The following is a 14,276-nucleotide window of genomic DNA, read 5'->3' on the forward strand; positions in this document are numbered from 1 at the left end:
GCGACCGACCAGGAAGTCCATGTCCCGCTCCCGCCGTCAACGCTCACGGCAGTCCCTCGCGCGGCCGCGCCGACTCGCCGCGCCCCCCTTGCGTTTCTTCCTGCCGATCACCGTGCTGGCGACCCTGCTCGCACTGATGGTGATCCGGGGCATGGCGAACAACGAGGTCTTCCACGACGAGCGCATCGCCGTCTCGGTGGACAAGGGCACCGTCCCCACCCGCGTGCTGGAGGGCGGCCCGGTCGTCGACGCGCGCGGCGACAAGAACAGCAATCCGGTCAGCTACACGATCCCGGACAAGACGGTCGTCCTCTCCTTCGACGACGGGCCGTCCCCCGAGTGGACGCCGAAGATCCTCAAGGTGCTGGAGGCCAAGAACGTCCACGCGGACTTCTTCGTCACCGGCTCCATGGTCACCCGCGACCCGGCGCTGATCCGCCGGATCGTGGCCGACGGCCACGAGATCGGGCTGCACACCTTCACCCACCCCGACCTCGCGCTGCACTCCGGCACCCGGCTCACCTGGGAGCTGAGTGAGACCCAGCTCGCGCTGGCTGGTGTCGCAGGCATCCACTCCAGCCTGTTCCGCCCGCCCTACTCCTCCACCGCGGACGCACTGGACGACTGGTCGTGGCCGGTGACCCAGCAGGCCGGCTCGGAGGGGTACCTCACCGCCTTCATCAACAAGGACACCGACGACTGGAAGCGCCCCGGCGTCGACTCCATAGTCAAGGCCGCCATGCCCGACCTCCCGGGCCAGGGCGAGATGGTCCTGCTGCACGACGCGGGCGGCAACCGCTCGCAGACGCTGGCCGCACTGCCAGTCATCATCGACAAGCTCAAGGCCCAGGGCTACACCTTCAAGACCACCGGCGAGGCGATCGGCTCCGGCTCCGCCAACACCAGGGTCCGCGGCTACAACCTGTGGCTCGCCAAGGCGTTCCTGTGGTGCACCACCATCTCGGTGAGGCTGATGCCGTGGCTGGTCGGCCTGCTCGCGGTCGTCGGTGCGCTGGTCATGGCACGGTTCGCGCTGATGCTGGTGCTCTCCACCGTCCATGTGCGGCGGGTGCGGAAGAAAGGTTTCTTCTGGGGTGCCCCGGTCACCGAACCGGTCACCGTGGTGGTGCCCGCGTACAACGAGCAGGAGTGCATCACCAACACCCTGCTCTCCCTGGCCAGAAGCGACCACCCCATCGAAGTGATCGTGGTCGACGACGGATCGAGCGACGACACGGCCGCCATCGTGGAGGAGCTCGACCTGCCGATGGTCCGGCTGATCCGCCAGTCCAACAGGGGAAAGTCGGCCGCCCTCAACACCGGTGTGGCCGCCGCGTCGCACGATCTCATCGTCATGATGGACGGCGACACGGTCTTCGAACCCGCCACCGTCCGGGAATTGGTGCAGCCCTTCGCCGACCCGCGCGTCGGCGCCGTGGCCGGCAACGCCAAGGTCGGCAACCGCGACACGCTGATCGGTGCCTGGCAGCACCTCGAATACGTGATGGGTTTCAACCTGGACCGCCGGATGTACGACGTGCTCAACTGCATGCCGACCATCCCCGGCGCCGTCGGCGCTTTTCGCCGTACCGCACTCCAGCAGGCGGGTGGCATGAGCGACGACACGCTCGCCGAGGACACCGACGTGACCATGGCCCTGCACAGGGCCGGCTGGAAGGTCGTCTACGCCGAGGACGCCCGCGCCTGGACCGAGGCGCCCGTCAGCATGAAGCAGCTGTGGTCGCAGCGGTACCGCTGGAGCTACGGCACCATGCAGGCGATGTGGAAGCACCGGCGCGCGGTGCTGGAGCGGGGCCCGGCCGGCCACTTCGGCCGGGTGGGGCTGCCGTTCGTCTCCCTGTTCATGGTGGTCACCCCGCTGCTCGCACCCGCCTTCGACATCGGCATGGTCTACGGCGTGGTCTTCGTCGACGCGTACAAGACCCTGGCGGCGTGGTTCGCGGTGATGGCCCTGCAGGCCGTCTGCGCCTGGTGGTCCTTCCACCTGGACAGAGAGAAGGCGTGGCATCTGATCACGCTGCCCGCTCAGCAGGTGGTCTACAGGGTGCTCATGTACATGGTGCTGCTGCAGTCCGCCATCACCGCTCTGACCGGGGGACGGCTGCGCTGGCAGAAGCTGAAGCGCACCGGCGAGGTGGGGCTCGACGTGACAGCAGGGGAGATGTCTTCATGAGTACGGTGGAACGGGGTGCCAGCGGCGTCCACGATTCGTCAGAGACCCTGGCACTGCGGGTCCTGGACCCCGGAGTGTTCCCCGCGCTGCGCGGCGAGGAGCCGGAGGAGGCGGCCCCGGCAACCGCGCCCAAGCCCGGCCGCGACCGCTACCTCGACCTGCTGCGGGCGCTCGCCCTGGTCCGCGTGGTTGTCTACCACAACTTCAGCTGGACCTGGCTGCCGATCGTCTTCCCCTCCATGGGGGTCATGTTCGCGCTGGCCGGGTCGCTGATGGCGCGGTCCCTCGACAGACCGGCGCTGAGCGTGATCCGCGGCCGGCTACGCCGACTGCTGCCGCCGATGTGGCTGTTCGGCGCGGTCGTGGTGCCGCTGATGATCCTGGAGGGCTGGGGCCCGCACTACAACCACCACCCGCACTGGTGGTGGGGCGAGCTGGCCTTCTGGGTCCTGCCGCTCAGCGAGCCGCCGTTCGGAGCCTCGCTGCACACCTTCGGAGGGCACCTGCCTGCCTCCTGGGCCGAGCAGATCTCCGTACCGCTGTGGTATCTGCGTGCCTACCTCTGGTACGTACTGCTGTCGCCGCTCATGCTCAAGGCGATGCGGAAGCTGCCCTGGGTCACCCTCCTGGTGCCGCTGGCGCTCGCGTTCTTCATCAACTCCGGCGTGGTCGACCAGTCCGGCCGGCTGATGGAGGCCGCCACCGACTTCACCACCTTCGGCTCCTGCTGGTTGCTCGGCATGGCCCACCAGGAGGGACTGCTCCGCAAGATCCCGCAGTACGTCGTGCCGTCCATCGCTCCGCTGATACTCATGTTCGGCTTTTGGTGGCTGCTGCGGTCGCCGGTGGACAACCCCCGGATCGGGCACGACCTGGAGGCGGTACCGGTCGCCCAGGCGATCTGGTCGTTCGGCGCGGTGCTGCTGCTACTCCACCTGAGCCCCTCCTGGGAACAGTGGCCCAAGCCGCTGGAACGCTTCAACGGCGTCATCAGCCTCCTCAACTCCCGTGCTGTCACCGTCTACTTGTGGCACTCCTTCGCCCTGGTCCTGACCGAGCCCCTGATCGACCCCCTGTGGAGCAACACCTTCTTCTACGACCACGCCCAGTGGCTGCTGTCGAGCCAGTGGACACCACTGCTCCTCGCCGTACCCCTGATCTGTCTGGCCATCGTCCTCTTCGGCTGGATCGAGGACGTAGCGGCCAGACGCCGCCCACGCCTCTTCCCGTACCCCCGCCGCTCGAAGGGACGCAGGCGCAGACGCCAGTAGTGCTCGGTCAGGTTGCGAGTCAGCCGCCGTACCGTCAGACGCGCCGACTCCAGGCAAGTGGGACCCGCGGACCGCTCCCCGCTCAGCCCGCCGTCCTGACCGCCTCAAGGAACTCCCGCAGCATTCGCTCACCGGCGAGCACTCCCCGCTCCGGCAACGCGCCGATGGCCGGCCCGGTCCACCCGACGTCGGCCAGCTCCCCGTGTCCCGGCCGCCAGCCACGGTCCGCGGCCAGCAACAGGTCGGCGTCCAGCAGCGAGTCACCGGCGGCCAGCGTCAGCTCGGCCCCGGTCCTGCGCGCGACCTCCCGCATGGCCGCGCTCTTGGTCAGCGGTTTCGGCACGGCGTAGATCTTCCGTCCCTGCAACGACACCGTCCAGCCACGGTTCTCCGCCCACACCGCGAGGCTCTTCACCCACTCCTCGGGCAGCAGCTCCCGCTCCACGACCAGGTAGGCGAACAGGTCCTCGGCGACCCGGTGCTTGCGCAGCCACAGCGGGTCGGCGTGCTCCGTCAGGTACGCCCGCACCTCCTCCAGCGGGGCGCACTCGTCGGCCAGCCGCGCCAGCACCCGCCCGTGCCAGTCCGCGTCGGACACCCCGTCGACCAGCAGATGCCCGCCGTTGGCACAGATGGCGTACCTCGGCGCGGGCCCCGGCAGGTTGATCCGCTCGTACTGCTTACGGGTCCGGGTGGTCGTCGGCACGAAGACGGCCGCGTCCCCCAGCTCGGTCAGCAGTTGCGCGGCCGTCTCCGTCATGTACGACAGGGGCCTGGCCTCGTGCACCTCGACGCAGAGCAGCCGGGGCGCCCGCGCGTCCGGCATGGTCAGCGCCAGGGCACCCGAGGAGTAGATGAGCGTACGGTCGAGGTCGCTCGCGACGAGCACCGCCATCAGACGTTCACCGCCCTGCCGTCGGCGCCGGTCGCCCCGCGCGTGTACTTGGGGTGGATCAGCCCTACACAGGTGTACGGCAGTTCGCCGACCTCCTCCACCGGTACGCCTCGCTGCCCGGCGAGGAGCCGCACATGATCCAGGTCGGCGCCCGCCCCGGCCCGCGCCAGGATCTTCCAGGGCACCCGGCGCAGCAGCACCCGGGTGGTCTCGCCGACGCCCGGCTTGACGAGGTTCACGTCATGGATGCCGTACTCCTCGCTGATCCGCTCCACGGCCGCCCAGCCCTCCCAGGTGGGCGTGCGGTCGGCGACGGCCAGCTCCTTCACGGCCGCGTCCACCGCCTCCACGGTCTCCGCGAACCGCGCGGCCACCGCGTCGAGGAAGGCCACCGACACATCGGCCCCGGCCAGTTCGCGGTAGAACTTCGCGCCGTGGAAGTCGTCCGGCCCGACCAGGTCGGCCCGCAGCACGGTCCGCGAGATCAGCCCGGAGACGGTCGAGTTCAGGCACGCCGAGGGGATCAGGAAGTCCTCCCGGGTGCCGTACGTCCGCACGCACGACCCGGGGTCGGCCAGCACCGCGATCTCCGGGTCGAAGCCGGAGACACCCGAGCGTTTTTCGAACTCCTCGACGGCGTCCGCGAGTTCCCGGGTGATCGCGCCCTTCCCGGTCCAGCCGTCGACGAAGACGACGTCCCGCGGGTCGTGGTGGGCGGCCAGCCAGCGCAGCGCGTTCGCGTCGATACCGCGGCCGCGCACGATCGACACCGCGTAGTGCGGCAGGTCGAGGCCGTACCGGAACCGCGCCCAGCGGCGCATCAGCACGCCCACCGGGGTGCCGGCCCGCGCCAGCGACACCAGCACCGGCCGCGGGATGGGGGTCCCCCCGTTCGAGCGAAGCCGAGAATGGGGGAGCTCGGCCAGCACGGTCTCGGTGACCACCCCGACCGCCTCGGCGAGCCGCGCCGCGGAGGTCTCCAGGGCCGCGTGGAAGAGGGCCTGGTACTGGTCGCTGGGCTGGTACTCCACCGGCAGCGACTCGGCGTAGTGCGCGCCGCCGCTCTGGATCGCCTCCTCGCGCTCCTCGGTCGGTGCCTCCAGCGTGACGTCCGAGAGGTCCTGGAGCAGCCAGCCGACGTCCTCCGCCGGGTACGAGGAGAAGGCGGGGCCGCGGAGGGGCTCGGGCAGCATGGCGGGGCTCTCTTCGGTCGGCGCGGGGACGTACGACGGTACAACCGCGAGCAGGACGTGCGGGGCATGCGCACCGAGCCGGTCCAGCAGGCCGCCGGGGGCGTGCAGTTCGGGGGTGTCGCCGGCCGAGTCGACGAACAGGACGACGGCGTCGAAGCCGGCGCCGGCCACGTTGTACGCGTAGCGCTCGCCGGGGCCGTCGGCCGGGTTGTCGTGGGCCGGGAAGACGAGGCGGCTGCGGATGGCGTAGCCGGGGTCGTCGACGGCCAGGACGGGTGAGCGGGTGGTGGTGGAGTACCGCACCTCGGCGGCGACCAGGGCTTCCAGCTCGCGGGCGATGCGGAGGGGGGCGTACATCAGCTCTTCGAAGCCGAGCGTCAGTACGCGGCGGGCGTCGGCGGGGAGCGCTTCGGCGACCCGGGCCGCTATCGCGGGGAGGGCCGTTTCGAGGCGTATCCGGTGGGCCGGGGTGAAGCCGTGCCGTCCGCCGTCGGGGAGGCCCTGCGGCCAGCGCAGGTCGACGCGGGTGGGGTGAGGGGTGGTGCGGTTGCCGGTCTGGTGCGGCTGGGTGGGGGCTGGTCGCGCCCACCCGGCGGCAGCCGCGGATTCAGTACGGCCCCGCGCCCCTTCGGGGCGTTGCCCTTGAGGCCGACCACCGGTCCACCCGCCCAGGGGCGCGGGGAACTGCCCGGCCGGCCCCGACCCGGCCGCGGACGGCGCATCACCTGTCGCGGCACTCTCCTCGTACCGCGCGACCAGCTCCTGTCCCTTCTCCAGCACGCCCTCCGGCAGGCGTACGGTCCCCGACGCCGCCGCCACCAGGTCCACCCTGGCGCCGATCTCACCGGCGAAGTCCGCCAAGCGCCCCGCGTCCTCCCGCGACCGCATGTCCACCAGAGCCACCACGACGTAACGTTTCCGTGGGTAACGGGCGTGCAGGTCCCGGATCGTGTTCAGGACCGTGTTGCCGGTGGAGAACTCGTCGTCGACCAGGACCAGCGGCCCGTCGGCGGCGAGCAGTGCGGGGTCCTCCGGCAGCAGCAGGTGGGACGTCGCGTGGGAGTGGGACTCCTCGAAGCCGCCGGCCGGGGTCACCCCGGCGACCGGGCGGCGGGTGGAGTGCAGGTAGGGGGCGAGGCCGAGGCCGTCGGCGACGGAGTGGCCGAGGCCGGTCGCCGTCTCCGCGTAACCGACGACCACCGCCCGCGCCGCCTCCCGCTCGCCGAGCAGGTCACGTACCCGCCGGCCGAGGGCGAAGCCGTGCCCGTACACCACCGACGGCGACTGCGGTACGTGCTTGCCGAGCACGTTGGAGACCAGCAGGTGGGCCCGTCTGGGGTTGCGGCGCAGGGCGAGGCCGAGGAGGGCCGTCAGGCCGTCGTCGCCCACGAGTTCGACGCCGAGCCGCTCGGCGACCCAGCTGCCGGACCAGTCCCCGTTGTTCGCTGCGATGTTCATGCGATCCCTGTGTCGTCGTCCCCTGGAGCCCGTCAACCCGGTATCCCGGCGGCGAGCAGTTCCACGAAGCCGACGTCCTCGTTGGCCACGCCGAACACCTCGGCGCGGAGCATGGTCCGCTCGGCCCAGGCGCGGTGCGGCTTCACCTCGTTCATCTTGTTCGTGTAGGCCGAGCGAAGTACACCCCCGCCGCCGCGTTCCGGCCGCAGGATGTCCTGGGCGTCGGAGAACTCCTCGTGACTGACCACGGACAGTGCGTGCACGGGGATGACGTGGGACGGGTGGATGCAGGTCTTGCCGAGCAGTCCGTTGGCCTGGTCGAGGGAGATCTCCCTCAGCAGGCCGTCCATGGCGTGCTCGATGAGCCGGTTGCGCAGTTCCACGGCCTGCCCCTCCAGGAAGGGGCTGGTCCGCAGCATCGGCTTGAACATGCGCTCGGGAACCCGGAAGTACTCCCACACCGGGCCGGTCACCGTGAACCCGGTGCCGTCGGCCCGCCCGAGCATGTTCACCACGTCGGCGATGACGGAGGCGATGATCTGCACGTCGTAGGCGGTCATGTCGGGGGCCCGCCGCAGCCCGTAGGACGAGCAGAAGTCGGTCACGCCGAGGCGCAGCGCCAGCACCTTGTCGCGGTACTTGCCGACGGCGCGGGCGATGCCCTCCAGGGCGTCCACGCGCGTCTCCCGGTACATCAGCTCGGGGGTCTCCAGCACCGGCATCCCGAACAGCCGGCGCCCGCTGTGCAGCACGGCGCCGTCCAGGGCCTGCAGGAAGGGGATGCCGCGCTCCTCGGTGAACTTCGGGAACACGAACCCGGAGAGCAGCGACACGCTCGCGCCCAGCCGTCGTACCAGGTCGGAGATCTGCTCGGGCTCCCGCACCCGGATGAAGAGCAGCGGAAGCGGCGCGCCCGCCCGCTCCCGCCCGGCCAGGTCGGCGAACTGCCGGACGAGGTTCTCCTCGCCGGCCACCACGTCCTCGTCGCCGATGGAGTCCTCCAGGCACAGCACCATCGAGACCACGCCGAGACCCGCCTGCTTGACGATGTCGTCGGCGAGCCGCGGCCGGGTGGCCGGGCTGTACAGCGTGGCGCCCAGGGCCGCGGAGAGCAGCCGCGCCGGGGAGTCGGCGGTGAACTCGCACGGCTCCTGGTGGAAGAGGCGCTGCCGCACCTCAGGTGCAATGTGCCCGAAATGACGCATAGAACTCCCCCGTGGCGTGCGAGCCTGTGAAATTGGTAAAGGGTGGCCGGTAATAGTACGTACAAAGCCATGTCGGAGGTTCCCGCCTGGCATGAATTTCAGGTAACCCGCCCGTGTCGGTCGCGAGGCCCCCCACGTTGTCGTGACCAGGACCGAGAGGGCAGGATGACCGCATGACGCGCGCGATGCTGAAGGGGTCGAACGTCCCGCTGGAAGCCACCACAGTCCGGGCGGTGCTGCGCTGGACGCCCGGACAGGGAGTCCCGGACGTCGACGCCTCGGCGCTGCTCCTCGGCCCCGACGGACGTGTGCGATCCGACGAGGACTTCGTCTTCTACAACCAGCCCCGGCACCCCTCCGGGAAGGTCTGGCGGCTCGGCAAGAAGCGGGTGGCCGAGGGCCTCACCGACACCATCCAGACAGATCTCCCCGGTGTCGAGCCCACCGTCGGCCGAATCCTCCTGGTGGCATCGGCGGACGGTGTCCCGTTCGAACACGTACCCGCCCTGCGCATCCTGCTGTACGACGCCGCGTCACCCGACGCCGAGGCGCTGGCCCACTTCGACATCAAGCCGGAGACCGGCGCCGAGACGGCCCTGATCTGCGGCGAGCTGTACCGCAGGGGCGAGGGCTGGAAGTTCCGCGCGCTCGGCGAGGGCTACAGCAACGGCCTGAAGGGCCTGGCCACGGACTTCGGCATCTCGGTGGACGAATCGGAACCGCCGGAGGAACCGCCGGCCTCCATGCCGCTCCCGCCCGAGCAGCCGACCTCGGTACCCGTCCAGCCGGCGTACGGCTATCCGCAGCCACCGGCGACCCACGGCTACCCCCAGCCCGCCTACACCCAGCAGCAGCAATCGGGCTACGGCTATCCCCCGCCGGCCCCGGTCCCGGTGGCGACGGTCCCCAACCCGGACTTCCGGCTGCCTCCGCAGGGCCCGCAGTTCATCGGCCGCTAGCCGGAGGTCTGGGGCGCGGGGCCGTGTCGATGTGCGGCTCCGCCCCGTGGGCGCGCCCCACGACGGCGCCGCGCCCGCGGCCAGGGAGGGGCGGACTAACGTTCCGCCGTCTTGTACCCCCGTCCCCACTGCAGCCCCCACCCGTACAACCGGTCCAGCTCCCCCTGGAAGCCGTACACGAACTTCACCTCACGCCGGACGACCAGCTCCCCCTTCACGTTCTCGATCATCACCACCGCACACGACCGGGCCTGGGGATGCCGTTCGTCGAGGCCGATCTCGATGCGCGGACCGTTGCTCGGGTACAGCGTGACGACGGCGTGGGTGCGGTCGAACGCCGGCGTCTGGTCGTAGATGTACACGAACACCAGCAGCCGCTTGATGTTGTCCCGGTGATCGAGGTTGATGTACATCGTCTCGCCGGACGCCGACCCGAACCGGTCGTCGCCGCTGAGCTTGACGTACGGCGGTGCGTTCACGTCGCCGAGCAGGCCGCCGAGCGGCTGGACGACCCCCTTCGCCCCGTCGGCCAGCTCGTACAGCGCCCCGAGGTCGAGGTCGACGTTGACCATGCTCTGCCCGTGTCCGATCACCTCCGGCGGCCTGAGCGCCTTGAAGGGGTGGCGCAGCAGACTCTTGCGCTGTTCGCCGTCGAAGTCGGACGTCCGCATCCGCCAGCTCAGGTTGATCCGCAGGTTGCCGGTGGCCGCGCCCTGCTTGGTGAGGGACACCTGCTGGTGCCGCCTGGTGAGCTCGATGGCGTTGGACGCGGCGCTGCCCGAGTCGAACTCGGCCGCCTTCCCGCCCAGCAGCCCGTCGAAGAAACCCATTCCCGCCCCCAGTAGCTCCTGCCGATGCCTGGGGGCGGCCGACCGGTCGGCCGCCCCCATCAGAGCGTTCCTCGTCGCGGAGGGCGTCACACCCTCCGTTTTCGGCCCGCGAGCCGGTTCAGACCCCGGACGAGACCTCAGCCATGTCGTCCGACCCCGCTTTTCCCTCGGCCGCCGCAAGCCGCTGGTTGCGCCGTACGGAGGACCAGAACGACCAGCCGATCAGGACGACGCCGACGAGACCGGTGATGACCTCGTTGATCTGGTACTGGATGGTGACCATCAGGATCACGGCCAGCGCGCCGATCGCGTAGTGGGCGCCGTGCTCCAGGTAGACGTAGTCGTCCAGGGTGCCCTGGCGGACCAGGTAGACGGTGAGCGAACGGACGTACATGGCGCCGATGCCGAGGCCGAGGGCCATGAGCACGATGTCGTTGGTGATGGCGAACGCGCCGATCACGCCGTCGAAGGAGAAGGACGCGTCGAGGACCTCCAGGTAGAGGAACATGAAGAACGCGGCCTGGCCGGCCAGCAGCACCGCCGATTTCTTCTTGCCGGTGCGCTCGGCCTCTTCCTCCTGCTCGTGCTCGCGCTCCTCCTCGGCCTCCAGCCGGTCCTCGAAGAACCCGGAGAGGCCACCGACGATCATGTACGTGATCAGGCCGGCGATACCGGCGATCAGCACCGTCTGCGCCTTGTCGGTGTGGCCGCCGCCGTGCTGGTGGGCGTGGGTGGCGAAGGTGAAGGAGGTGATCAGCAGGACGATCAGGGCGATGCAGACCGACAGCATGTCGACCTTGCCGAGCCTGGCGAGGGGGCGTTCGATCCAGCGCAGCCACTGGATGTCCCGGTCCTCGAAGATGAAGTCGAGGAAGATCATCAGCAGGAACATGCCACCGAAGGCGGCGATCGCCGGGTGGGCGTCGGTGACCAGCTGCTGGTAGCGGTCCTTGTTGTTGAGCGCGAGGTCGACGGCCTCGATGGGGCCCATCTTGGCGGTGATCGCGACGATGACGACAGGGAAGACCAGCCGCATGCCGAAGACCGCGATGAGGACGCCGACCGTGAGGAAGATCTTCTGCCAGAAGTCGTTCATCTTCTTCAGGATTCCGGCGTTGACGACCGCGTTGTCGAACGACAGGGAGATCTCGAGGACGGCAAGGATGGCCACGATGCCGAAGGCCTCCCACCCCCCGTAGAAGACCGCGGCGACCAGGCCGAGCGCGGTGATCGCGAACGACCAGCCGAAGGTTTTCAGAAGCACTGGCTACCCAATCGTGTATGTACGGGTCTCGCTCGCGCCGTACTCGGCTTTACTCACTGTTGACCACGAAGTCTAGAGGGAACCCGTGTCCTACGGCTCGGTCGGCCCCCAATCCGGCGGAGAAGGTCCTATGAGACGTTCACTCCGAAGTCGAGCGCGATGCCCCGCAGACCGGAGGCGTACCCCTGGCCGACGGCCCGGAACTTCCACTCGTTCTGGTAGCGGTAGAGCTCGCCGAAGATCATGGCGGTCTCGGTGGAGGCGTCCTCGGACAGGTCGTAGCGGGCGAGTTCCTGGCCGTCGGCCTGGTTGACGACCCGGATGAAGGCGTTGGAGACCTGGCCAAAGGTCTGGGCGCGCTCGTCCGCCATGTGGATCGAGACCGGGAACACGATCTTGTCGCAGTTGGCCGGCACCTTGGGCAGGTCGACCAGAATCGATTCGTCGTCGCCCTCGCCCTCACCGGTGAGGTTGTCGCCGGTGTGCTCCACGGAGCCCTCCGGGCTCTTGAGCTGGTTGTAGAAGACGAACCACTCGTCGCCGAGGACCCGGCCGCCCTGGCACAGCAGTGCGCTGGCGTCCAGGTCGAAGGGGGCGCCGGTGGTGGAGCGGGCGTCCCAGCCGAGTCCGATCATGACGTTGGTGAGGTTCGGTGCGGCCTTGGAGAGGGAGACATTGCCCCCCTTGGCGAGCGTGACGCCCATGATGATGGTCCTCCCCTAGCGGTGTTTCTCCGGTTGTCCTGCGCGTCCGGCGCCGACCGTAAACGGTGCGGCGCCGGACAGTGCGGACGTGCGAACGCCCCGGGGCGTTCGTGAGGCTCAGACGTTGACGCCGAAGTCCTGGGCGATGCCGCGCAGGCCGGAGGCGTAGCCCTGGCCGATGGCGCGGAACTTCCACTCCGCTCCGTTGCGGTACAGCTCGCCGAAGACCATGGCGGTCTCGGTCGAGGCGTCCTCGGACAGGTCGTAGCGGGCGATCTCGGCGCCGCCCGCCTGGTTCACGACGCGGATGAACGCGTTGCGGACCTGGCCGAAGGACTGCTGGCGGTTGTCGGCGTCGTAGATCGACACCGGGAAGACGATCTTGTCGACGTCGGCAGGGACCGCGGCGAGGTTGACCTTGATCACCTCGTCGTCGCCCTCGCCCTCACCGGTGAGGTTGTCGCCGGTGTGCTCGACCGAGCCCTCGGGGCTCTTGAGGTTGTTGAAGAAGACGAAGTTCTGGTCGCTGGCGACCTTCCCGGCCGAGTTCAGCAGGAGCGCGCTGGCGTCCAGGTCGAAGTCGGTGCCGGTGGTGGTCCGGACATCCCAGCCCAGACCGACGAGGACCGCGGTCAGACCGGGGGCCTCCTTCGTCAGCGATACGTTGCCGCCTTTGCTGAGGCTGACTCCCACGAGTCCTCCCATGTGTGTCCAGGGGCGGGGAGCCCCCGTGGTGCTTCGGATACCGGATCAACGTCTCGATCCTAGTGACGGGTTCCCGCCGCATGCAGGCCCTGGACCCCGAAGAATCACGGGGTGTCGGCCGTGCCGCCCCCTAGGGGGCCCGGAGAACCGGCCCCGCGAGGGCGGCAAGGGCCGCGAGGGCGTCACAGCGCGTCGAGCGCCGTCACGTAGTCGTTCAGGTCACGGGCGTCCGGCAGGCCGTTGACCACGGTCCACCGCACGACACCCTCCTTGTCGATGACGAAGGTGCCGCGGACGGCGCAGCCCTTGGCCTCGTCGAAGACGCCGTAGGCGCGGGAGGTCTCTCCGTGCGGCCAGAAGTCGCTCAGCAGCGGGTACTCCAGGCCCTCCTGCTCGGCGAAGACCCGCAGGGTGTGGATGGAGTCGTTGGAGACGGCCAGCAGCTGGGTGTCGCGGTCCTCGAACCTCGGCAGGTTGTCCCGCAGCTCGCACAGCTCGCCGGTGCACACGCCGGTGAAGGCGAAGGGATAGAAGAGCAGCACCACGTTCTTCTCGCCACGGAATTCGGACAGCTTCACGGCCCGGCCGTGGTTGTCCTTGAGCTCGAAGTCGGGCGCCTTGTCGCCGACCTGGATCGCCATCGCGCTTCCCATCGTCAGGGGCTGTTCGGGTGAGACCACCCTAAGGCGGCGGCCCCCGCGCGGCGATCACGGCCGGCCGGTGGACGGACCGGCACGGTCCGTCCACCGGCGGGGCTCAGCGCTTCTTGGCGGCCGCCTTCGGCGTGTTCAGCCGGCTTCCGTTCCAGTCCTTGCCGACGCTGACGCTCTTGGTCTGCGAGAGGCCGGCGGTCGTGACCGCCTCGCCGATGTCGCTCGGCTCGACGTAGCCGTCGCGGCCGGTCTTCGGCGTCAGCAGCAGGATCGAGCCGCCCTCTTCGAGGAAGCCGAGGGCGTCGACCAGCGCGTCCGTCAGGTCGCCGTCATCCTCCCGGAACCACAGCACCACGGCGTCGGCCACGTCGTCGTAGTCCTCGTCCACCAACTCGGTGCCGATGGTGTCTTCGATGGACTCGCGGAGCTCCTGGTCGACGTCGTCGTCGTAGCCGATCTCCTGGACCACCTGGTCTGGCTGGAACCCCAGCCTGACGGCAGGGGTGGTCCGCTCCTCCGCGTGGTCCGCGGTCGCGCTCACGGGTTGCCTCCTGATCATGTCTTGGTGATGAACTCAGCCACGCGCGTGCGCGAAGCATTGGCCGTAGTCCACACGGGCGGGACGGATCGCGCAAGTACCCGGCCGTGCAGACCGCCGAAACGGTGACGATCCCGGCCGTGTCGTCGCAACTCCCGGCACCGTATCGCGGGCAGCGGTGGCACACACCACTCCTATTTGCCCGCTAAGTCCCTTTCGGAATCATCCTCACATACGGCGGTCGAACGAGTTTGCCAGGGGCGTCACACCCCGGGCGTATCGTTGCGTTTTGGCCGGTCCCCAGTTACCTCGCGGTAGAGATGACGCGCGCGGCCCCGGGGTGGACGATGGACAGCGGTGCAGGCAAGGCGCGGGGCAACGGCGAAACCAGCAAAACCAGCAAGACC

12 protein-coding genes are annotated in these 14,276 nt (G+C 69.5%); 3 read left to right on the top strand and 9 right to left on the bottom strand.

Annotation, left to right across the window (positions count from 1 at the left end; all coding sequences use genetic code 11):
- Window positions 1–19: 19 nt before the first annotated feature.
- Both LQ326_RS14655 and LQ326_RS14660 read left to right on the top strand, forming a co-directional pair.
- Window positions 20–2,194: a glycosyltransferase gene (locus tag LQ326_RS14655; RefSeq protein WP_234536504.1), complete on the top strand. Its 2,175-nt coding sequence runs from the start codon at window positions 20–22 to the stop codon at window positions 2,192–2,194.
- On the top strand, window positions 2,191–3,465 hold the full coding sequence (locus LQ326_RS14660) for an acyltransferase family protein (RefSeq protein WP_234536507.1): 1,275 nt from the start codon (window positions 2,191–2,193) through the stop codon (window positions 3,463–3,465). The genes LQ326_RS14655 and LQ326_RS14660 overlap by 4 nt, the downstream gene beginning before the upstream one ends.
- An 82-nt stretch (window positions 3,466–3,547) precedes the next feature.
- Here LQ326_RS14660 and LQ326_RS14665 read toward each other — a convergent pair whose 3' ends face one another.
- From LQ326_RS14665 to LQ326_RS14675, 3 genes are read right to left on the bottom strand one after another with little or no spacing between them, the layout of a single operon-like run.
- Entirely contained in the window at window positions 3,548–4,360 is an 813-nt protein-coding gene (locus LQ326_RS14665; RefSeq protein ID WP_234536508.1) for an HAD family hydrolase, read from the bottom strand.
- Window positions 4,360–7,011 (bottom strand): phosphoribosyltransferase, encoded by a 2,652-nt coding sequence (locus LQ326_RS14670; RefSeq protein WP_234536511.1) that lies wholly within the window; start codon window positions 7,009–7,011, stop codon window positions 4,360–4,362. The genes LQ326_RS14665 and LQ326_RS14670 overlap by 1 nt, the downstream gene beginning before the upstream one ends.
- 32 nt (window positions 7,012–7,043) lie before the next feature.
- Window positions 7,044–8,216, bottom strand: coding sequence for an HpcH/HpaI aldolase/citrate lyase family protein (locus LQ326_RS14675; protein ID WP_234536514.1), 1,173 nt, complete (start codon window positions 8,214–8,216; stop codon window positions 7,044–7,046).
- 173 nt (window positions 8,217–8,389) lie between these two features.
- On the opposite strand from LQ326_RS14675, the gene LQ326_RS14680 reads away from it, so the two are divergent.
- Window positions 8,390–9,175, top strand: coding sequence for a TerD family protein (locus tag LQ326_RS14680; RefSeq protein ID WP_234536517.1), 786 nt, complete (start codon window positions 8,390–8,392; stop codon window positions 9,173–9,175).
- Between the two features lie 95 nt (window positions 9,176–9,270).
- Here the strand turns inward: LQ326_RS14680 and LQ326_RS14685 are convergent, their stop codons facing one another.
- The 6 genes from LQ326_RS14685 to LQ326_RS14710 form a co-directional block, all read right to left on the bottom strand.
- Window positions 9,271–10,005: a TerD family protein gene (locus LQ326_RS14685; protein WP_234536897.1), complete on the bottom strand. Its 735-nt coding sequence runs from the start codon at window positions 10,003–10,005 to the stop codon at window positions 9,271–9,273.
- 118 nt (window positions 10,006–10,123) lie between these two features.
- Window positions 10,124–11,269: a DUF475 domain-containing protein gene (locus LQ326_RS14690; protein ID WP_234536519.1), complete on the bottom strand. Its 1,146-nt coding sequence runs from the start codon at window positions 11,267–11,269 to the stop codon at window positions 10,124–10,126.
- Between the two features lie 128 nt (window positions 11,270–11,397).
- Window positions 11,398–11,973, bottom strand: coding sequence for a TerD family protein (locus LQ326_RS14695; protein ID WP_234536522.1), 576 nt, complete (start codon window positions 11,971–11,973; stop codon window positions 11,398–11,400).
- A gap of 117 nt (window positions 11,974–12,090) precedes the next feature.
- Window positions 12,091–12,666, bottom strand: coding sequence for a TerD family protein (locus LQ326_RS14700; RefSeq protein WP_234536523.1), 576 nt, complete (start codon window positions 12,664–12,666; stop codon window positions 12,091–12,093).
- Between the two features lie 194 nt (window positions 12,667–12,860).
- Window positions 12,861–13,319, bottom strand: a complete 459-nt coding sequence (locus LQ326_RS14705; RefSeq protein WP_234536525.1) for a peroxiredoxin — start codon at window positions 13,317–13,319, stop codon at window positions 12,861–12,863.
- A gap of 115 nt (window positions 13,320–13,434) precedes the next feature.
- On the bottom strand, window positions 13,435–13,872 hold the full coding sequence (locus LQ326_RS14710) for a DUF3052 domain-containing protein (protein WP_181803427.1): 438 nt from the start codon (window positions 13,870–13,872) through the stop codon (window positions 13,435–13,437).
- Window positions 13,873–14,276 lie beyond the last annotated feature (404 nt).

The organism is Streptomyces shenzhenensis, from assembly GCF_021462265.1.
In the GTDB taxonomy this organism is placed as follows: Bacteria; Actinomycetota; Actinomycetes; order Streptomycetales; family Streptomycetaceae; genus Streptomyces; species Streptomyces shenzhenensis.

Bases quoted from the DNA above. Each gene is read 5' to 3' on its own strand.
- LQ326_RS14655 (WP_234536504.1), top strand. From the start codon at position 20: ATGTCCCGCTCCCGCCGTCAACGCTCACGGCAGTCCCTCGCGCGGCCG.
- LQ326_RS14660 (WP_234536507.1), top strand. From the start codon at position 2,191: ATGAGTACGGTGGAACGGGGTGCCAGCGGCGTCCACGATTCGTCAGAG.
- LQ326_RS14665 (WP_234536508.1), bottom strand. From the start codon at position 4,360: ATGGCGGTGCTCGTCGCGAGCGACCTCGACCGTACGCTCATCTACTCC.
- LQ326_RS14670 (WP_234536511.1), bottom strand. From the start codon at position 7,011: ATGAACATCGCAGCGAACAACGGGGACTGGTCCGGCAGCTGGGTCGCC.
- LQ326_RS14675 (WP_234536514.1), bottom strand. From the start codon at position 8,216: ATGCGTCATTTCGGGCACATTGCACCTGAGGTGCGGCAGCGCCTCTTC.
- LQ326_RS14680 (WP_234536517.1), top strand. From the start codon at position 8,390: ATGACGCGCGCGATGCTGAAGGGGTCGAACGTCCCGCTGGAAGCCACC.
- LQ326_RS14685 (WP_234536897.1), bottom strand. From the start codon at position 10,005: ATGGGTTTCTTCGACGGGCTGCTGGGCGGGAAGGCGGCCGAGTTCGAC.
- LQ326_RS14695 (WP_234536522.1), bottom strand. From the start codon at position 11,973: ATGGGCGTCACGCTCGCCAAGGGGGGCAATGTCTCCCTCTCCAAGGCC.
- LQ326_RS14705 (WP_234536525.1), bottom strand. From the start codon at position 13,319: ATGGCGATCCAGGTCGGCGACAAGGCGCCCGACTTCGAGCTCAAGGAC.